At 64.3% G+C, this 18532-nt stretch carries 15 protein-coding genes; 6 read left to right on the forward strand and 9 right to left on the reverse strand.

Going from position 1 to position 18532, the window contains the following annotated elements; genetic code table 11:
• Position 1: 1 nt before the first annotated feature.
• Positions 2 to 1726, forward strand: a complete 1725-nt coding sequence (locus tag CXQ80_RS00525; RefSeq protein WP_101315406.1) for a putative 2-aminoethylphosphonate ABC transporter permease subunit — start codon at positions 2 to 4, stop codon at positions 1724 to 1726.
• A 30-nt stretch (positions 1727 to 1756) separates the two neighbouring features.
• Positions 1757 to 2782: a putative 2-aminoethylphosphonate ABC transporter substrate-binding protein gene (locus CXQ80_RS00530; RefSeq protein WP_101315408.1), complete on the forward strand. Its 1026-nt coding sequence runs from the start codon at positions 1757 to 1759 to the stop codon at positions 2780 to 2782.
• A gap of 1 nt (position 2783) precedes the next feature.
• Here the strand turns inward: CXQ80_RS00530 and CXQ80_RS00535 are convergent, their stop codons facing one another.
• Together CXQ80_RS00535 and CXQ80_RS00540 are read right to left on the reverse strand one after the other, a co-directional pair.
• Positions 2784 to 4148, reverse strand: a complete 1365-nt coding sequence (locus CXQ80_RS00535) for a GTPase/DUF3482 domain-containing protein (protein WP_101315410.1) — start codon at positions 4146 to 4148, stop codon at positions 2784 to 2786.
• Positions 4141 to 5532 (reverse strand): DUF2868 domain-containing protein, encoded by a 1392-nt coding sequence (locus CXQ80_RS00540; protein ID WP_178080738.1) that lies wholly within the window; start codon positions 5530 to 5532, stop codon positions 4141 to 4143. The genes CXQ80_RS00535 and CXQ80_RS00540 overlap by 8 nt, the downstream gene beginning before the upstream one ends.
• A gap of 54 nt (positions 5533 to 5586) precedes the next feature.
• Here CXQ80_RS00540 and CXQ80_RS00545 point away from each other — a divergent pair, with 54 nt between their 5' ends.
• The gene (locus CXQ80_RS00545) at positions 5587 to 6102 is read left to right on the forward strand and encodes a dihydrofolate reductase (protein WP_101315414.1); all 516 of its coding nucleotides are present in this window, start codon (positions 5587 to 5589) and stop codon (positions 6100 to 6102) included.
• Positions 6103 to 6135: 33 nt separating this feature from the next.
• Here the strand turns inward: CXQ80_RS00545 and CXQ80_RS00550 are convergent, their stop codons facing one another.
• Positions 6136 to 7527 carry an L-cystine transporter gene (locus CXQ80_RS00550; RefSeq protein WP_101315415.1) on the reverse strand — a complete coding sequence of 464 codons (1392 nt, stop codon included), beginning with the start codon at positions 7525 to 7527 and terminating at the stop codon, positions 6136 to 6138.
• Between the two features lie 247 nt (positions 7528 to 7774).
• Positions 7775 to 9616 (reverse strand): dihydroxy-acid dehydratase, encoded by a 1842-nt coding sequence (ilvD, locus tag CXQ80_RS00555; protein ID WP_101315417.1) that lies wholly within the window; start codon positions 9614 to 9616, stop codon positions 7775 to 7777.
• A 491-nt stretch (positions 9617 to 10107) separates the two neighbouring features.
• Here ilvD and mgtE point away from each other — a divergent pair, with 491 nt between their 5' ends.
• On the forward strand, positions 10108 to 11163 hold the full coding sequence (gene mgtE, locus CXQ80_RS00560) for a magnesium transporter (RefSeq protein ID WP_101315419.1): 1056 nt from the start codon (positions 10108 to 10110) through the stop codon (positions 11161 to 11163).
• 54 nt (positions 11164 to 11217) lie between these two features.
• Here the strand turns inward: mgtE and CXQ80_RS00565 are convergent, their stop codons facing one another.
• Entirely contained in the window at positions 11218 to 12414 is a 1197-nt protein-coding gene (locus CXQ80_RS00565; protein ID WP_101315421.1) for a class I SAM-dependent rRNA methyltransferase, read from the reverse strand.
• Between the two features lie 252 nt (positions 12415 to 12666).
• Here CXQ80_RS00565 and CXQ80_RS00570 point away from each other — a divergent pair, with 252 nt between their 5' ends.
• A complete protein-coding gene (locus CXQ80_RS00570; RefSeq protein ID WP_178080808.1) occupies positions 12667 to 13485 on the forward strand; it encodes an HDOD domain-containing protein in 819 nt (272 codons plus the stop codon).
• Positions 13486 to 13488: 3 nt separating this feature from the next.
• A complete protein-coding gene (mutM, locus tag CXQ80_RS00575) occupies positions 13489 to 14301 on the forward strand; it encodes a bifunctional DNA-formamidopyrimidine glycosylase/DNA-(apurinic or apyrimidinic site) lyase (protein ID WP_101315427.1) in 813 nt (270 codons plus the stop codon).
• Between the two features lie 6 nt (positions 14302 to 14307).
• Here the strand turns inward: mutM and ggt are convergent, their stop codons facing one another.
• From ggt to CXQ80_RS00595, 4 genes are all read right to left on the reverse strand, one after another.
• Positions 14308 to 15990, reverse strand: a complete 1683-nt coding sequence (ggt, locus tag CXQ80_RS00580; RefSeq protein ID WP_371918893.1) for a gamma-glutamyltransferase — start codon at positions 15988 to 15990, stop codon at positions 14308 to 14310.
• The gene (locus tag CXQ80_RS00585; RefSeq protein ID WP_101315429.1) at positions 15990 to 16241 is read right to left on the reverse strand and encodes a YfhL family 4Fe-4S dicluster ferredoxin; all 252 of its coding nucleotides are present in this window, start codon (positions 16239 to 16241) and stop codon (positions 15990 to 15992) included. The genes ggt and CXQ80_RS00585 overlap by 1 nt, the downstream gene beginning before the upstream one ends.
• 110 nt (positions 16242 to 16351) lie before the next feature.
• Positions 16352 to 16831: a pantetheine-phosphate adenylyltransferase gene (gene coaD, locus CXQ80_RS00590; protein ID WP_101315431.1), complete on the reverse strand. Its 480-nt coding sequence runs from the start codon at positions 16829 to 16831 to the stop codon at positions 16352 to 16354.
• A gap of 126 nt (positions 16832 to 16957) precedes the next feature.
• On the reverse strand, positions 16958 to 18388 hold the full coding sequence (locus tag CXQ80_RS00595) for a coniferyl aldehyde dehydrogenase (RefSeq protein WP_101315433.1): 1431 nt from the start codon (positions 18386 to 18388) through the stop codon (positions 16958 to 16960).
• Positions 18389 to 18532 lie beyond the last annotated feature (144 nt).

The following is an 18532-nucleotide window of genomic DNA, read 5'->3' on the forward strand; positions in this document are numbered from 1 at the left end:
GATGGCCGGGCCAATCTCCATGCCCTTGAACCTGGCCACGGCGGACCGAGGCAATGGCGTTGCGCTGGCCGACCGGATCTTTGTGCTCGGCGGCAAAAGCCTGCTGCTGGTGCTGCTGATCGTGGCAGTGCTGCTGCCGCTGCTGGCGATCTTCTGGCGCGGCTTCAGCGGCGACGCCGGCCAGGGCGGCGGCTTGCTGGCAGCACGCGAGCTGTTTACCAGCGCCAACTTCCGCTGGCTGCTCGGTAACAGCCTGGCAGTTGCCTTCACCGTGGCCGCTATCGTCATACCGCTGGCGTATCTGTTTGCCTACGCCCTGCAGCGCACCTTGATCCCGGCCAAGCCACTGTGGCGGGGGATTTCCCTGCTGCCGTTGTTGGCCCCGTCGATGTTGCCGGCGATTGCGCTGGTCTATCTGTTCGGCAACCAGGGCCTGCTGCGCAGCCTGCTCGACGACAACATCTACGGCTTCTGGGGCATCGTTGTCGGTGAGGCCATCTATACCTTCCCGCATGCCTTGATGATTCTGCTGTCCGCGCTGTCGCTGGCCGATGCGCGGCTGTTCGAAGCGGCTTCGAGCATGGGCGCGGGACCAGTGCGGGCATTCTTCAGCGTGACTTGGCCGGCGACCCGCCAGGCCGTGTTTGCCGCATTCTGCCTGGTGTTCACCCTGACCATCACCGACTTCGGTGTGCCAGTGGTGGTGGGCGGTGACTATCAGGTGCTGGCGCTGGAAGCCTACAAAGCCGTGGTAGGGCAGCAGCAGTTTGGCCGAGGTGCACTGATCGGCATGGTCCTGCTGCTGCCGGCGCTGTTCAGTTTTGCTGTCGATGCCTGGCTCCGCCGGCGCCAGGGCCAGGCCATGAGTGGCCGGGCGCAGGTGTTCGAGCCCAAGCCGTCGCGCCGCCGCGATGCTGTGTTTCTCGCGGTGGTGGTGCTGGTGTGCAGCGTGCTGCTGGCGGTGGTGGGCATGGCGGTGTATTCGTCGCTGGTCACCTTCTGGCCTTACAACTTGTCGCTGTCGGTCAAGCACTACCTGTTTGAAGACACCGCCGGCGGTGGCTGGCTGGCCTATCGCAACAGCGTGAGCATGGCGCTGTGCACGGCCTTGATCGGCAGTCTGGTGATCTTCGTCGGCGCCTACCTGATGGAAAAAACCCAGGGCCAACGGCTGCTCAACCAGTCGCTGCGACTGCTCAGTTTCATTCCGATGGCGGTGCCGGGGCTGGTGTTGGGCCTGGGTTACGTCTTCTTCTTCAACCTCGCCAGCAACCCGCTGCACGTGTTCTACGGCAGCATGACCCTGTTGGTGGTGTGCACCATTGCGCACTATCTAACTACCGCACAGATGACCGCAACCACCGCCCTGCGCCAGCTCGACGGCGAATTCGAAGCCGCGGCGCTGTCGCTCAAGGCGCCGCTGTACCGGCATTTTCTGCGGGTCAGCCTGCCGATTTGCCTGCCGGCCTTGCTCGACATCATCCGCTACCTGTTCGTCTCGGCGATGACCACGGTGTCGGCGGCGATCTTCCTCTACAGCCCCGACACCATCCTCGCCGCCGTGGCGGTGTTGAACATGGACGACGCCGGCAATGTTGGCGGCGCTGCGGCGATGTCGACGCTGATCCTGCTCACCAGTGCTACCGCTTCGTTGCTGCTGGCCGCCGCCTCGCGCGGCCTGCTGCGCCGCTCCCAGGCCTGGCGCCAATCCGCGCCCGGCCATTGACTGCCTGCCCACCTTGAAAGGAACCGCACCATGTTCAAGCCAGTTGCCCTTGCTGCTGCCGTCAGCGCCATTTTCAGCCTGCAGGTGTCTGCCGCAGAGACTCAGCTGACGGTCTACACCGCGCTCGAAGCCGAGCAGCTGAAGACCTACAAACAGGCCTTCGAAAAGGCCAACCCGGACATCGAGATCAAGTGGGTGCGCGACTCCACCGGGATCATTACCGCCAAGCTGCTGGCCGAGAAAGACCGCCCGCAGGCTGATGCAGTGTGGGGCCTGGCGGCGTCCAGCCTGGCCATTCTCGACCAGCAGAAAATGCTCGAAGCCTATGCGCCGAAGGACCTGGCGACGATCTCGAAGAACTACCGCGACGCGGCCAATCCGCCGGCCTGGGTGGGCATGGATGTATGGGCCGCGACCATTTGCTTCAACACCGTCGAGGCCGAAAAGCAGGGCCTGAGCAAGCCCGTCAGTTGGCAGGACCTGACCAAGCCTGAGTACAAGGGCAAGATCGTCATGCCCAACCCGGCCTCATCGGGCACTGGTTTCCTCGACGTCAGCGCCTGGCTGCAGACCTTTGGCGAGCCGCAGGGCTGGGCGTACATGGACGGCCTGCACCAGAACATCGGCCAGTACGTTCACTCCGGCTCCAAGCCGTGCAAGCTGGCCGCGTCGGGTGAATTCCCGATCGGCATTTCCTTCGAGTACCCGGCCGTGCAGCTCAAACGCCAGGGTGCGCCGCTGGACATCATCCTGCCCAAGGAGGGCCTGGGCTGGGAGATTGAAGCCACAGCGGTGATCAAGGGCACGCCCAAGGCCGCTGCCGCCAAGCGCCTGGCAGACTTCTCGGCCAGCCCTGCGGCGATGGACCTGTATAAGGAGAACTTCGCCGTGCTCGCTGCCCCCGGCATGGCCAAGCCGCAGACCGAGTTGCCGGCAGACTATGAGCAGCGCCTGATCAAAAACGACTTTGGCTGGGCCTCGCAGAACCGCGACAAGATCCTTGCCGAGTGGCGCAAGCGCTACGACGGCAAGTCAGAGAAGGTCGCCCAGCAGTAACTCAAAGCTGCTCGAGCAACTGCTCCAGTTGCTCCTGGCGCTCGGCCTGGTTGAGCCGCGCGCCAGGGTTGAGCGACGACCACTGCGGGTGTGCCCGGGCCTTGTGCAGGGCTTCGGGCAGCTTGCCCTCGCGCCAGGCCTTGTCTTCCCCCGCCTGCAGCTGAATGCTCTGCTGCGCCGCATGGCCGCGGCTGTCCAGGGCCTTGAGAAGCTGCTGCTGACGCAACGCCAGCAGCCGCAGCACAGCGTCATCCACCGTCAATTCCCGCTGGCCCTTGAGCTTGCCGAGCAAGCGCGAGCCGTAGCTGCGTGCGGTTTGCAGTGCGCCGCCAGCGATTGCCCCGGCCAGCGCAGCGGCGCCCAGGGTCAGCCCGCCCACCAGCAAATCAACGCCGGCGCCCGCGGCTGCACCGGCAGCAACGCCGCTGCCCAGGCGCACACCAAGCAGTTTCAAGGTTTCCGGGTTGAACAGATCATCGCCCCAGCGCCCATCCAGCAACGGCAAGTCGCCTGCGCTGGCGTCTTCGCGGCGGAACGCATACAGCTTGAGCAACCCCTCGACACAGCGTTGCTCGCGCTGGCGCACTGCTTGGCGCAGGGCTTCGATCGCCTGCGCTTCGGCCGCCGCTTGGGCCTCGACGCTACGCCGGCAGGCGGCACAATCGAGCAACAGTTCGGCGATCAGGCGCTTGGCGCTGTGCTGGCGGGCCAGACGCTGCGCCTGCTGATCCTCGATCAGCCGTTGCAGGGCGGGACGTGACTCTTCCAGCAACAGCGCGAGGCTTTCATACAGGCGGCGCTCGCCGTCTTCCGGCGGGGCCACGCTATCAAACCGCACCAGTGCATGCAGGCCCAACCGTGCCAGGGCTTCGCGCCATTCCGGCTCGCGGTGCTCGCTGCTGGCGACAAAGTTGAGCACCGGCAGCAGCGGCCGCCCGCAGCTGGCCAGCACTTCCAGTTCATCACGGTATTTGGCCAATACCGGCTCACGGGCATCGATCACGTACAGCCCGGCATTGCTGGCGAGCAACTGGCGCAGCACCTTGGCTTCCTGTTCGAAACGCTGACGGGCTTCGCTGCCTTGCAGAAAGCGCTCGAGCCGGGCTGGGCCATCCAGCCGTTCGCCGGGCCGTTCCAGGCGTTCGAGATAGTCGAGCAGGGCGATGGCATCTTCCAACCCTGGCGTGTCGAACAGGTCCAGCAACGGCTCGCCATCCACCGACAGCCGCGCACCTTCGACGTGGCGGGTGGTGCTGGGGCGATGCGAGACTTCGCCGAAACCGACGTCACGGGTCAGCGTGCGCAGCAGCGAGGTCTTGCCGACATTGGTGTGGCCGACCACGGCCAGTTTCAGCGGCTCAGTCATGGCCTTGCTCCAACCAGTTCAAAGGGGCACTGTCGGCATAGGGCAGGCCGAGGCGGTCGAGGGCTTCGTGCCAGTCGCTCAGGCGCGCGCTGTCCAAGGTCTGCCCGGTAAGCGCCGGCAGCAGCCAGATCCGCGTTGCGCCTGCGTTGCGCGCCAGTTCGGCGAGCAGCGCCAGGCTGCCACGGTCTGGAGAGCGGCGTGGGTCGCAGGCGATGGCCAGGCGGGCCGGCGGGAAGCGGCTGAGTTGCTCAAGCAGCTTGTTGCGCGACTCGCGGCTGTCGAGCAGGCCGGCGTCGCTCACTCCAGCCGGCAACGCTGGCGGCCAGGGGCGTTGATCATCCAGTTCCAGGCCCACCAGCACTGCACCGCTGGCGCTGGCGTCCAGGTGCCCGGCGTGAAACTCCGGCAGTAATTGCGGTGCTGCGTCCTGCACGCCCAGCCGTTCGCTGCTGGGCATCAGCGCTTCGCGCAAGTGCGCATAGCCGGGCAGGCTCACGTCCAGTTGCAGGCGGTTACGGCCCTGGCGCCAGCGCCACAGGCACAGCAGCGCCAGCAGCAGGCGCGGCAGCAGGCCATACACCAGTACCACCCCAAGCAACCAGCTGGCCCAGGCCTGGCGCGCTACATCCAGCGCCGGCAGGGTCGCGCCGCTGGCGCGGATCATCGCTTCGTCCGGCACGGCAAAGCCGAGCAGCGAGGGCAGGGCGCCAAGGGTGTGGGTCAGGGTAATGAACGGCTCGGCGGCGAGCAGGGTAGTTTCCCAGACAAAGCCGTAACGGCGGGTTGCCAGCAATGCCAACAGCATGACTACGGCGGCAATCATCGCCAACAGCCACAGGCCATGCACCAGGGCACCGAGCAACCAGCGGTTGAGGCGCTTACGTTGCAGCAGCACCACCAGCGCCGGCGCCAGGTGCGCGGCCTTGGCGTCGCGGGCGAAGCGCTCGCTCAGCCACAGCCACAGCCGGCCGAGGGTTGCCCCTTGCTCGCCGGCGAACAGCAGGCCGCCTGCCCAGCCGATCAGCATCAGCAGGTTGAGCCCGAGCAGGCTGCCAAGGGCCCAGAACACATTGACCGGGCGTTGACCATCGCCAAGCGCGGCCAGTCCGAGGCCGGCGCCGCTGACTACCGCCAGAATCATCATTGCCAGCAGGGCCAGCCGTGCGCCTTGTTTCCAGTGGCGCAACGCCTCGGCCAGGCCATCGCGTTCGGCCAGCCACAGGGCGCGGGTTTCGATCCGCGCAGCAAGGTCGCCGCCCTGCTGGCGGGCGCGGCGGTTGGCTTCCTGATCTTCCAGAGGGCCGGCGTGTTCCTCGCGCAGGCGGACCGCTTCGGTGAGCCAGCGCTTGTCGAGTGGAGTGGGTGCAGTCACAAGGTCTTCCAATGCACAGGTCAGGGCACAAGCTTAACCCAGCCGCGGTTTGCTATCCTCGTCGGCATGAAGACATCTCTCCCCCTCAGCCTGATCGCGGCCTGCGCCAGCAACCGCGTGATCGGCATCGACAACTCCATGCCCTGGCACCTGCCGGGGGACTTCAAATACTTCAAGGCAACCACCCTCGGCAAGCCGATCATCATGGGCCGCAAGACCTGGGATTCGCTGGGCCGGCCGCTGCCAGGGCGGCTGAACATCGTCGTCAGCCGCCAGCCTGGCTTGCAGCTGGAAGGCGCCGAGGTGTTCCCCTCGCTGGAGCAGGCGCTGGCACGTGCCGAGCAATGGGCGCACGAGCAGGGCGTCGATGAGCTGATGCTGATTGGCGGCGCGCAGTTGTACGCGCTGGCGCTGGAGCAGGGGCTGGTCAGCCGCATGTACCTGACCCGGGTCGAACTGTCGCCGCAGGGCGATGCGTGGTTCCCGGAGTTCGACGCGCAGCAGTGGACACTGGATTCGAGTGAAGCCCAGGCGGAAGACGGCAAGCCTGGCTACCACTTCGAGGTATGGAACAAGCGTTGATAGACAAGGGCCGCGATGCGGCCCTTGTGCGTTTCAGGTGTGGCTCAGCTCGGCGTGCTGGTCATCGTCCAGCACGGCCTTGTCGGTACTCTTGAGCAACTGGCTGGTGACCACGCCTGCGGTCATCGAGCCATTCACGTTCAACGCGGTGCGGCCCATGTCGATCAGCGGCTCGACCGAGATCAACAGCGCCACCAGCTCGACCGGCAGGCCCATCGCCGGCAGCACGATCAACGCGGCGAAGGTCGCGCCGCCACCCACACCTGCGACACCCGCCGAGCTCAAGGTGACGATGGCGATCAAAGTGGCAATCCACAGCGGATCGAAGGTATCGATACCCACCGCCGGCGCCACCATCACCGCCAGCATGGCCGGATAGAGGCCGGCACAGCCGTTCTGGCCGATGGTTGCGCCAAACGATGCGCTGAAGCTGGCGATCGATTGCGGCACGCCCAGGCGCCGGGTCTGCGCTTCGATATTGAGCGGAATGCTCGCCGCACTGGAGCGGCTGGTGAAGGCGAAAGTCAGCACCGGCCAGACCTTGCGCAGGAAGCGCAGCGGGCTGACTCCGGTGGCGGCCAGGATCAGGCCATGTACCACGAACATCAGGCCCAGGCCGAGGTACGACACCAGCACGAAGCTGCCCAGCTTGAGGATGTCTTCGATGTTCGAGCTGGCGACCACCTTGGTCATCAACGCTAGCACGCCGTACGGGGTCAGCTTCATCACCAGGCGCACCAGGCGCATGACCCAGGCTTGCAGGGTGTCGATGGCCGACAGCGCGCGTTCACCTTTTTCGCGGTCATCCTTGATCAGTTGCAGTGCCGCCAGGCCAACGAACACGGCGAAGATCACCACGCTGATGATCGAGGTCGGCTTGGCCTTGGCCAGATCGGCAACCGGGTTGCTCGGCACGAATGACAGCAGCAGCTGCGGGATATTCAGATCGGCGACCTTGCCGGCATAGTCGCTCTGGATCGCCTGCAGCCGCGCCGCTTCGGGGATGCCCGCGACCAGGCCCTCGGCGCTGAGGCCGAACAGGTTGGTCAGCAATACGCCAATCAAGGCAGCGATGGCAGTGGTCAGCAGCAATGTGCCGATGCTCAGCACACTGATCCGGCCCAGCGCCGAAGCATTGTGCAGGCGCGCTACTGCGCTGAGGATTGAGGCAAAGATCAGCGGCATGACGATCATCTGCAACAGCCCGACATAGCCGTTACCGACCAGATCGAGCCAACCGATGGTGGCCTTGAGCACCGGATGCCCTGCGCCGTAGACAGTGTGCAAGGCCAGGCCGAACCCTACGCCCATGACCAACCCGAGCAGGACCTTCTTGGCCAGGCTCCAATCGGTGCGGCGGGTTTGCGCCAGGCCCAGCAGCAGGGCCAGAAACGCCAGCAGATTAAGTGACAACGGCAGGTTCATTACAGCTCCGGGATCGAAAAAGGGGGCGTCGCGTCTGGGCGCGATTGCGAACTCAAATGCTAACAGCTTGAAAACAAACGAATTTATATCTGAATGGAATGTGCTTAGGTCGGTATGGAATAACAACGGCTTCGACGTCGCAATAAACAAACCGTTTCACCTGATGAGCGCTGTCTGAGCGGGCAGGCTGGCTACAGGCGAAAAAAAACCGGCGCACCAGGCGCCGGTCTGTTTTTGCCGAAAAGTCTTACAGCCCGTCGAGCAACGTCTTGTCGCGCACAGCGCCTTTGTCGGCGCTGGTTGCTAGCAGCGCGTAAGCCTTCAGCGCCGTGGTGACTTTGCGCGGACGCACTTCCACCGGCTTCCAGCCCTTCTTGTCCTGCTCGGCGCGGCGGGTGGCCAGCTCCTCATCGCTGACCAACAGGTTGATCGAGCGGTTGGGGATGTCGATCAACACCTTGTCGCCATCGCGCACCAGGCCAATCGCGCCACCGGCAGCGGCTTCAGGCGAAGCGTGGCCGATCGACAGACCCGAGGTACCGCCGGAGAAGCGGCCGTCGGTGAGCAGTGCGCAGGCCTTGCCCAGGCCTTTGGACTTCAGGTACGAGGTCGGGTAGAGCATCTCTTGCATGCCCGGGCCGCCTTTCGGGCCTTCGTAACGGATGATCACGATATCGCCGGCCTGCACTTCATCGGCCAGAATGCCGCGTACGGCGCTGTCCTGGCTCTCGAAGATCTTCGCGTTGCCTTCGAACACGTGGATCGATTCGTCAACACCGGCAGTTTTCACCACGCAGCCATCAAGGGCGATGTTGCCGTACAGCACGGCGAGGCCGCCTTCTTGCGAATAGGCGTGCTCGAAGCTGCGGATGCAGCCGTTTTCACGGTCGTCGTCGAGGGTTTCCCAACGGGTCGATTGGCTGAACGCGGTCTGCGTCGGGATGCCACCAGGGCCGGCCTTGAAGAAGGTGTGCACAGCTTCATCGTCGGTCTGGGTGATATCCCATTTGGCGATGGCTTCTTCCATGCTCGGGCTGTGCACGGTCGGCAGGTCGGTGTGCAGCAGGCCGCCACGGGCCAGCGAGCCGAGGATGCTGAAGATGCCGCCGGCGCGGTGGACGTCTTCCATGTGGTACTTCTGAATGTTCGGCGCAACCTTGCACAGCTGCGGCACCTTGCGCGACAGCCGGTCGATATCACGCAGGTCGAACTGGACCTCACCTTCCTGGGCTGCAGCGAGCAGGTGCAGGATGGTGTTGGTCGAGCCGCCCATGGCGATGTCGAGCATCATGGCGTTTTCGAACGCCTTGAAGTTGGCGATGTTGCGCGGCAGCACCGAGGCGTCGTTGTCGCCGTAGTAGCGTTTGCACAGCTCGACGATGGTACGGCCGGCAGTGAGGAACAGCTGCTCACGGTCGGAGTGGGTGGCCAGGGTCGAACCGTTGCCAGGCAGGGCCAGGCCGAGTGCTTCGGTCAGGCAGTTCATCGAGTTGGCGGTGAACATGCCGGAGCACGAGCCACAGGTCGGGCAGGCGCTGCGCTCGTACTCGGCGACTTTTTCATCGCTGGCGGTAGAGTCGGCGGCGATGACCATGGCGTCGACCAGGTCCAGGCCGTGGCTGGCGAGTTTGGTCTTGCCGGCTTCCATCGGCCCGCCGGAGACGAAGATCACCGGGATGTTCAGGCGCAGTGCAGCCATGAGCATGCCAGGGGTGATCTTGTCGCAGTTGGAGATGCACACGATGGCGTCGGCGCAGTGGGCGTTGACCATGTACTCGACCGAGTCGGCGATGATCTCGCGGCTGGGCAGCGAATAGAGCATGCCGTCGTGGCCCATGGCGATGCCATCGTCGACCGCAATGGTGTTGAACTCTTTGGCCACGCCACCGACGCGCTCAATCTCGCGGGCGACCAGTTGGCCCAGATCCTTGAGGTGCACATGCCCCGGGACGAACTGGGTGAACGAGTTGGCGATGGCGATGATCGGTTTCTTGAAGTCTTCGTCCTTCATCCCGGTTGCGCGCCACAGGGCACGGGCACCGGCCATGTTGCGGCCGTGGGTGGAAGTCTTGGAACGATAATCAGGCATGAAGCACTCCTGGCGGCTGAATCAGGTCAGAAAAAAGGGAAGTGAGCTTCTCTTGTCCTTTGCACCGCAGGCCGGTTGCCACTGGCACGGATGAGGTCGAAAACACTACGGGATCGCCGCAAGCTCGACCAGAGCTCATAAACCCGCCGGGGATGACTGGCGATGAATAGGCCGATTCTACACCGCTGCGGCCGTGAAGGGAGGCCGATGTGCCGGGTGGATATTGGCTAGGCATTGGCCGAACTGTCGTAGGAACCTTCCTAAATGCGCTCGAACGGGCAATTGCTGGCTGACGTGCCCTCGCCAGCTGCCTATTATCGCCGCGCCGCATGTGCGGCTCGACGAGACACACCCTCAATGGACCTTCCCAGTTTTCAGTTCATCACGAACCTGCATTCTGGCACTGAGCGCGCTGGCGCCAGGGCTGCCGAAGGCTTGCACCTGAGAGGGTGAGGGCTGCAGGCGCCCGCGTCGGCGCCTGGAGACAACACATGCACTACTCCCCCGATTATGTAGACGCGCAAGCCAAGCAGCGCCGCGACGCCCAGGCTCGACGTGACCATCTGTTGCAGTCGCAGCGCCATCCTGCCGGCACCGCCGGTGCGCTGATGATCAGCCAGTACTCAAGCCTGGAGAGTGGCTTGAGCGCCAGTCAGGCGATCGACATGCTGCGCCGCGAGGCGGCTGATGCCGAAACCATCTACCAGTCCTATGTGCTCGATGAGCAGCGCAACCTGCTCGGCACCATGTCGCTGCGCGAGCTGATCCTGGCAGCGCCCGATACTGCCATCGAGCAGGTCATGGTCCGCGATATCATCTGCGTCACCGTGCATACCCTGCAGGAAGAAGTGGCGCGGCTGATCCGCCTGCATGACTTGCTGGCAGTGCCGGTACTCGACGATGTTGGCCGGCTGGTCGGGCTGGTGACCTGCGACGAGGCGCTGGATGTGGTGGTGGAAGAGGCTACCGAGGACTTCCACAAAGGCGCACTGATTGCCAATCACGTCGGCAACCTGCGCGATGCCACGCTGGGGCTGCTGTACCGCAAGCGCGTGCTGTGGCTGGTGTTGCTGGTGTTCGGCAACCTGTTCTCGGGCGCGGGCATCGCCGCGTTCGAGGAAACCATCGCTGCGCATATCGCCCTGGTGTTCTTCCTGCCATTGCTGGTCGACAGCGGGGGCAATGCCGGTGCGCAGTCGGCAACCCTGATGGTACGAGGCCTGGCGACGGGCGAAGTGGTCATGGCGGACTGGCTGCGGATGCTTGGCCGCGAGTGCGGCGTGGCCCTGGCGCTGGGTGCGACCATGGCAGTGGCGGTAGCTTCGCTGGGGATGTTGCGCGGCGGTGCGGATATTGCCTTTATCGTCGCCAGCAGCATGCTGGTGATCGTCTTGATTGGCAGCCTGATCGGCATGAGCCTGCCGTTTCTGCTCAGCCGGATCAACCTTGATCCAGCCACGGCGAGTGGGCCGTTGGTGACGTCGGTGGCTGATGCAGTGGGGGTGTTGATCTACTTCGGCATTGCTTCGCAGGTGCTGGATATCTGAGCAGCAGCGATGACAGCGACCAGGCGTCGCTGTCATCGCGCTCAGGCCAGCGGCTTAGCTGTTGGGCAGCAAGCGGCAGGTGATGCTCTTGATGTAGCGGGTTTCAGGGATCGCCGGGTGCACCGGGTGATCAGGGCCCTGACCGCCGCGCTCGAGCAACTGCAGGTTGCGGTCGAGGTGCCGGGCGCTGGTCAGCAGGATGTTGTTGAGGTCGTCTTCGGGCAAGTGCATCGAGCACGAAGCGCTGACCAGAATGCCGTCCTTGTTGAGCAGGCGCATGGCTTGCTCGTTCAGGCGACGGTAGGCGCCTTCGCCGTTTTTCAGGTCTTTCTTGCGTTTGATGAAGGCGGGTGGGTCGGCGATGATCACGTCGAAGCGCTCTTCAGCGGCCTTCAGCTCGCGCAGTGCTTCGAACACGTCACCTTCGATGCAGGTCAGCTTGTCGCCGATGCCATTGAGTGCTGCGTTGCGCTCGACACCGTCCAGAGCAAAGCTTGAGGCATCCACGCAGAACACTTCGCTGGCGCCGAACACGCCGGCCTGCACGCCCCAGCCACCGATGTAGCTGAACAGGTCGAGTACGCGCTTGCCTTTGGCATACGGCGCCAGGCGGGCACGGTTCATGCGGTGGTCGTAGAACCAGCCGGTCTTCTGCCCTTCACGCACCGGGGCTTCGAACTTGACGCCGTTCTCTTCCAGGGCGACCCAGTCCGGCACTTCACCGTAAACGGTTTCGACATAACGCTGCAGGCCTTCGGCATCGCGCGCGGCGGAGTCGTTCTTGAACAGGATGCCGCTCGGCTTGAGCACCTGCACCAGGGCGGCGATCACGTCGTCCTTGTGCTGCTCCATGGTCGCCGAGGCCAGTTGCACTACGAGGATGTCGAAGAAACGGTCGACGACCAGCCCTGGCAACAGGTCGGAATCGCCGTAGACCAGGCGGTAGCACGGCTTGTCGAACAGGCGCTCACGCAGCGACAGGGCTACGTTGAGTCTGTGCACCAGCAGCGATTTGTCCAGCTGCAGCTTGATGTCACGCGACAACAGGCGCGCGCAGATCAGGTTGTTCGGGCTCAGCGCGACGATGCCCAGCGGTTTGCCGCTGGCGGCCTCGAGCACAGCCTGCTGGCCGGCTTGCAGGCCTTGCAGTGGCGTCGCGGCAACATCGATTTCGTTGCTGTAGACCCACAGATGGCCGGCGCGCAGGCGGCGATCGGCATTGGCTTTGAGGCGTAGGCTGGGCAGGGACATGACGTCGCTCCGGAAAAAAGAGCGGGATTATAGCCTGTTGCCAGGCCCGTCGGTGCGGTGGATGACGAAGCGCTGCGGGAGCTGCAAGGGTGGCTGACACCTGGGGTAGCAATCTTGGGTCGTGCTGCAATGATGCAGTGGTTGGTGCGTTGGGGGGCGCCGGGGTTAGAATCGGCTGACCTTATCGAGTATGTACGTATGTCCCAGGAACTCACCGCCGAACAGATCCAGCACGCCTTGCAGGGCATCACCATTCCGCCGCAGCCGCAGATCATGGTCGACCTGCAGTTCGAGCAGTACATGCCCGACCCCGATCTGGAAACCATCGCCAAGCTGATCGCGCAGGATCCGGGGCTGTCGGGGGCCTTGCTCAAACTGGTCAATTCGCCGCATTTTGGCCTGAGCAACAAGATTGGCTCGATCCAGCGTGCGGTCAACCTGCTCGGCAGCCGCTCGATCATCAACCTGATCAACGCGCAGTCGATCAAGGGCGAGATGAGCGATGAGACCATCGTTACCCTCAACCGCTTCTGGGACACCGCCCAGGACGTTGCGATGACCTGCCTGACCCTGGCCAAGCGGGTCGGCATTCAGGCAGCGGACGAAGCCTACACGCTGGGCCTGTTCCACGATTGCGGCGTGCCGTTGATGCTCAAGCGCTTCCCCAACTATATGGAAGTGCTCGAAGAGAGCTACGCGAAAGCCGATGAGCAGACCCGCGTGGTCGATACCGAGAATCGCGCGTTCAACACCAATCACTCGGTGGTGGGTTACTTCACCGCCAAGTCCTGGCGCCTGCCCGAGCACATCAGCGCGGCCATCGCCAACCACCACAACGCGCTGGCGGTGTTCCGCGACGAAACCTCGCGCAATACCCAGAACCAGCTGAAGAACCTCTTGGCAGTGCTGAAGATGGCCGAGCACATCTGCTCGTCGTATCAGGTGCTGGGCAATCAGTCGGTCGATCATGAGTGGAACGCGATCAGCGCGCTGGTGCTCGATTACATCGGCCTGTCCGACTACGACTTCGAGAACCTCAAACAGACCATTCGCGAATTGGGCGGGCGCTGACCGATGCCTGAATTGCCAGAAGTCGAAACCACCCGCCGGGGCATTGCGCCGTATCTTGAGGGCCAGCGCGTCAGTCGCGTGGTAGTGCGCGAGCGGCGGCTGCGCTGGCCGATCCCGGATGACCTCGATGTGCGGTTGTCCGGGCAGCGTATCGTCAGCGTCGAGCGGCGGGCCAAATACCTGTTGATCAACGCCGAGGTCGGCACGCTGATCAGCCATCTGGGCATGTCGGGCAATCTCAGGCTGGTCGAACTGGGTTTGCCGGCGTCCCGCCATGAACACGTCGATATCGAACTCGAGTCCGGGCTGGCGCTGCGCTACACCGACCCGCGCCGCTTTGGTGCGATGCTCTGGTCGCTTGATCCGCTCAAGCATGAACTGCTGCTGCGGCTGGGCCCGGAGCCACTGACCGAGCTGTTTGACGGCGACCGCCTGTTCAAGCTGTCACGTGGGCGGGTGATGGCGGTCAAGCCGTTCATCATGGACAACGCGATCGTGGTCGGGGTGGGCAACATCTACGCCACCGAAGCGCTGTTCGCCGCTGGCATCGATCCGCGCCGCGAGGCGGGCGGTATTTCCCGTGGGCGTTATCTGAAGCTGGCGCTGGAGATCAAACGGGTGTTGGCAGCGGCCATCGAGCGTGGCGGCACCACCTTGCGCGACTTTGTTGGCGGCGATGGCCAGCCGGGCTATTTCCAGCAGGAGCTGTTTGTCTATGGTCGCGGCGGCATGCCCTGCAAGGTATGTGGCACTGACCTGCGCGAACTCAAGCTGGGCCAGCGGGCCAGTGTGTATTGCCCGCGCTGCCAGCGCTGACGCCGCTCAGGGCAGCACCAGTGCCTGGCCAACCCCGCGCGGGTCGCTGGCAGCTTCAACGCTGCCAGCCTGCTTGTTCCAGTACAGCACCTGCTGGTTGCCATAGCTGCGACCAAGATCCTTGAGGCGATAGCCGCGCGCTTCCAGCTGGGCTTGCTCGGCAGCACTGAACGCCCCCGGCTCGTGCTCGACTACATCCGGCAGGTATTGATGGTGATAGCGCGCAGTTGCCGGCCAATCCTGCACCGGTTGGCCCTGTAGAAAGCCCATCATCGACAGCAGCACCATGCTCGGAATGCGGCTGCCGCCCGGCGTGCCAAAGCTGGCGAACTGGGTCGGGCTCTCGATAAAGCTTGGGCTCATGCTCGACAGCGGCCGCTTGCCCGCCGCCACGGCGTTGGCCTGGCTGCCGGCCAGGCCGTAGCTGTTGCTGCCACCTGGGTCGGCGGCAAAGTCGTCCATTTCGTTGTTCAGCACGACGCCGGTGCCGGCTACGGTGAACGCCGCACCAAACGGCAGGTTGACCGAAAGCGTCGCGGCGAGGGCATTGCCCTCGGCATCGATCACTGCAAAATGCGTGGTGTGATCGCCTTCGCGCCAGGCCGGCGCGGGCGGCAGGGCACTGCTTGGGGTGGCTTGATAGACGTCGATACCGTCGGCCAGACCGGTCAGGTAACTGCGTGCCAGGAGCTTGTTGATTGGGTTGCTGACGTAATCGGGATCACCCAGCAGGCCGCGGTCGCGGTAGGCACGGCGCAATACTTCGAGTACATAGTGGCTGCGCTGGACCGGCTCGGCGCTCTGCCACGGCAGGCGTTGGAGCATCGCCAGGCTTTGCGCCAGAGCAACACCGCCGGCCGAGGGCGGTGGGCTGCTGATCAGCTCGCGCTGGTCGGCCAGCTTGAAGCGCAAAGGCTCGCGCCAGACGCTGCGATAGCTGGCCAGGTCGTCGAGGCTCCAGATACCGCCCGCCTGGCGTACACCCGCCACCAGCCGCTGCGCCATCTGGCCGCGATAGAAACCGTCGCGGCCGTGCGCGGCAAGCTGTTGCAGGGTAGCTGCCAGTTCGGGCTGGCGGATCAGTGTGCCCAGTGCCGGCACCTGATTGTCACGCAGGAACAGCCGCGCGCTCTGCGCATCCTCACGCAACGCTGCAAGACGCATCTGCGCCCGGTCGCGATAGACCCGATCAACGGCAAAACCTTCATTGGCAAGGCGAATGGCCGGCGCCAGGCTGTCCTTGAGCGGCAGTTTGCCGTGGGCGTTGGCCAGATCAGCCAGGGCTTGCGGCAGGCCAGGGATGGCAGCGGCCAATGGACCGTTGATCGACAGGCTCGGGCTGAGCTTGCCATCTTTCAGGTACATGTCAGCGGTTGCTGCGCCGGGCGCACGCTCGCGGGCATCGAGAAAACGGTAGGGTGGCGTCTCGCCGGCTTCACGCAGCAGGAAGAAGCCACCACCGCCCAGCCCGGAGCCGTAAGGCTCGACCACGGCCAGCGCAGCGCTGACGGCAATCGCGGCATCGAAGGCATTGCCGCCCTGTTCGAGAATCAAGCGGGCGGCAGCGGTCGCGTCGGCGTGTGGGCTAGCAATCGCAGCGCGGCCAGGCACCTGGGCCTGGGCGGCCGTCGCCAGCAGTGTGACAACCGCACCAAGCGCCGCCCGGCGCAAACCGCGCAGGCTGATCACTAGGCTTTGCCGGTGATCCGCTGATATTTGGCCATCAGCTCGTCGGTGGTTTCCGGGTGCGCTTCATCCAGCGGGATGCAGTCGACCGGGCAGACCTGCTGGCACTGCGGCTCGTCATAATGGCCAACGCACTGGGTGCACAGGTTCGGATCGATCACGTAGATCTCTTCACCTTGGGAGATGGCAGCGTTCGGGCACTCGGGTTCGCAGACGTCGCAGTTGATGCAATCGTCGGTGATGATCAGGGACATGGGGGCTCCGGCCGGGGCTCTGGGCCCGGGCATGTTTCAGACCTAATGGCCGCAATTGTGCCGCAATCGCGCCCGCAGTGCACGCGGGCGCGACGTTCAGGCGCTGCAGATCACTTCTTGAAGCGTTCGGTGAGGGCCTCGGCCACTGCTGGATGAACGAACTTGGTGATGTCTCCGCCCAGCGCGGCGATCTCCCTGACCAGGGTCGAGGAGATGAACGAGTAACGTTCCGAAGGCGTCAGGAACAGGCTTTCAACGTCGGGCGCCAGTTGCCGGTTCATGTTCGCCAGCTGGAACTCGTACTCGAAGTCCGACACTGCACGCAGTCCGCGCAGGAACACATTGGCGTTCTGCTCCTTGGCGAAATGCGCCAGCAGGCTGGAGAAGCCGATGACCTCGACATTGGGCAAGTGGCTGGTGACTTCACGCGCCAGAGCGACCCGTTGTTCCAGCGGGAACAGTGGGTTTTTCTTGGGGCTGGCCGCCACGGCGATGATCACATGATCGAACAGACGCGAAGCGCGCTCGACCAGGTCGCCATGGCCCTTGGTAATCGGGTCGAAAGTACCCGGGTACAACACTCGGTTCATCGCGTCATCCTGGCTGGAGTGCGTTGGGGAGTCGGATGGTAGCGCAGCGACTGCGCCCGGCCAAGTCGCACGGCCTGACCAAGGCACTATAGACAGTCCGGGCAGGGCTTGTCATGCGCGCGCGAGTCAGCGAATGAACAGCTTGTAGACCAGTCGTTGCAGTGCTTTGCCGTACGGCGGATAGATCAGCCGGGCCAGGTTGAGCCGCTGCTTGCTCAGTACTGCCCTGGCGTTGCTGAAGGTCAGGAAGCCGTCGTGACCGTGATAGCGACCCATGCCCGAAGGCCCGACGCCGCCAAAGGGCAGGTCATCCTGGGCAACATGCAGCAGGGTGTCGTTGATGCACACCCCGCCCGAGTGGCTGTGCTGCAGTACCAACCGCTGCTGCGCGCGGTCCTGGCCGAAGTAATACAAAGCCAAAGGCCGCGGCCGCTGATTGATGTAGGCGAGCGCATCGTCGAGCTTGTCATACGGCACCAGCGGCAGCAGTGGGCCGAAGATTTCGTCCTGCATGATCTGCATGTCATCGCTCACATCCAGCAGCAGATGCGGCGGCAGGCGGCGACCTTCGCGGCTTTCATGCGGATACAGGTCTAGCACCTGAGCACCTTTTTCGCTGGCATCCGCGAGCAAGTGCACGAGCCGCTGCAGTTGCTGCGGGTTGATGATCGCGCTGTAGTCGCGGTTGCCGGCGATGCTCGGGTACAGGCGGCGCACGGCCTGTCGGTAGGCGTCGGCAAACGCGCCGACACGATCACGCGGTACCAGCACATAGTCGGGCGCGACGCAGGTCTGGCCGGCATTGAGCAGTTTGCCAAAGGCGATGCGCTCGGCGGCACCGGCCAGGGCCGCGTCGGACGAAACGATGACCGGCGACTTGCCGCCCAGCTCCAGCGTTACCGGAGTCAGGTTGTTGGCCGCCGCCAGCATCACCCGCCGGCCGATGCTGGTGGCACCGGTGAACAACAGGTGGTCGAACGGCAGGCGGGCAAATGCCTGGCCGACCTCGACCTCCCCCAGCACCACGCTGACCAAGTCCTCGGGAAACACCCGCGCCAGCAGCGCTTGCAGGGCGATTCCGCTGGCCGGGGTGGCCTCACTGAGTTTGAGCATGACCCGGTTGCCCGCCGCCAGCGCTCCGGTCAACGGGCCAATGGCCAGAAACAACGGGTAGTTCCACGGCACGATAATGCCGACCACACCCAAAGGCTGGTATTCCACCCGCGCGCTGGCCGGTTGAAAGGCCAGACCGACCTTGCGCCGCGAGGGCCGCATCCAGCGCTGCAGCTGGCGCTCGGCATCGCGCAGGCCTTGCACCGTGGGCAGCAGCTCGGCCAGCAGGGTTTCGTCGGCGCTACGCCCGGCAAAGTCGGCATCGATCGCCTCGATCAAGCGCTGTTGGTCTGCCAGCAGCGCTTCGCGCAGGCTTTTCAGCCATTGCCGGCGCTGCGCGGCAGGGGGCGACGGGTTGCCGGCGAACGCCTGTCGCTGCAGGGCGAACGTCGCTTGCAGGTCGAGGTCGGAATGCACAGGAGGCGCGCTCAGGGTTGAAGACATCACAGGCTCCGCGAGGCCGGACAGGTGCTAGAGCTTGTACTCTAATTCGATCAGGATTTCGACCCGTCAGCAGCCTGCAATCGTGCAACCGTGGCTGGATTGACCGTAAGATGCGGTATCGAACTGCCCGTAACCTGGAGCTGA

This window comes from Pseudomonas sp. 02C 26 (genome assembly GCF_002843585.1).
Lineage (GTDB): Bacteria > Pseudomonadota > Gammaproteobacteria > Pseudomonadales > Pseudomonadaceae > Aquipseudomonas > Aquipseudomonas shirazensis.

What these genes read in the sequence shown, in the direction of transcription:
- CXQ80_RS00545 (WP_101315414.1), top strand. Translation starts at nt 5,587, where the DNA reads ATGAAGACATCTCTCCCCCTCAGCCTGATCGCGGCCTGCGCCAGCAAC.
- ilvD (WP_101315417.1), bottom strand. Translation starts at nt 9,616, where the DNA reads ATGCCTGATTATCGTTCCAAGACTTCCACCCACGGCCGCAACATGGCC.
- CXQ80_RS00565 (WP_101315421.1), bottom strand. Translation starts at nt 12,414, where the DNA reads ATGTCCCTGCCCAGCCTACGCCTCAAAGCCAATGCCGATCGCCGCCTG.
- mutM (WP_101315427.1), top strand. Translation starts at nt 13,489, where the DNA reads ATGCCTGAATTGCCAGAAGTCGAAACCACCCGCCGGGGCATTGCGCCG.
- coaD (WP_101315431.1), bottom strand. Translation starts at nt 16,831, where the DNA reads ATGAACCGAGTGTTGTACCCGGGTACTTTCGACCCGATTACCAAGGGC.
- CXQ80_RS00525 (WP_101315406.1), top strand. Translation starts at nt 2, where the DNA reads ATGGCCGGGCCAATCTCCATGCCCTTGAACCTGGCCACGGCGGACCGA.
- CXQ80_RS00550 (WP_101315415.1), bottom strand. Translation starts at nt 7,527, where the DNA reads ATGAACCTGCCGTTGTCACTTAATCTGCTGGCGTTTCTGGCCCTGCTG.
- CXQ80_RS00530 (WP_101315408.1), top strand. Translation starts at nt 1,757, where the DNA reads ATGTTCAAGCCAGTTGCCCTTGCTGCTGCCGTCAGCGCCATTTTCAGC.
- mgtE (WP_101315419.1), top strand. Translation starts at nt 10,108, where the DNA reads ATGCACTACTCCCCCGATTATGTAGACGCGCAAGCCAAGCAGCGCCGC.
- CXQ80_RS00585 (WP_101315429.1), bottom strand. Translation starts at nt 16,241, where the DNA reads ATGTCCCTGATCATCACCGACGATTGCATCAACTGCGACGTCTGCGAA.
- CXQ80_RS00595 (WP_101315433.1), bottom strand. Translation starts at nt 18,388, where the DNA reads ATGTCTTCAACCCTGAGCGCGCCTCCTGTGCATTCCGACCTCGACCTG.
- CXQ80_RS00535 (WP_101315410.1), bottom strand. Translation starts at nt 4,148, where the DNA reads ATGACTGAGCCGCTGAAACTGGCCGTGGTCGGCCACACCAATGTCGGC.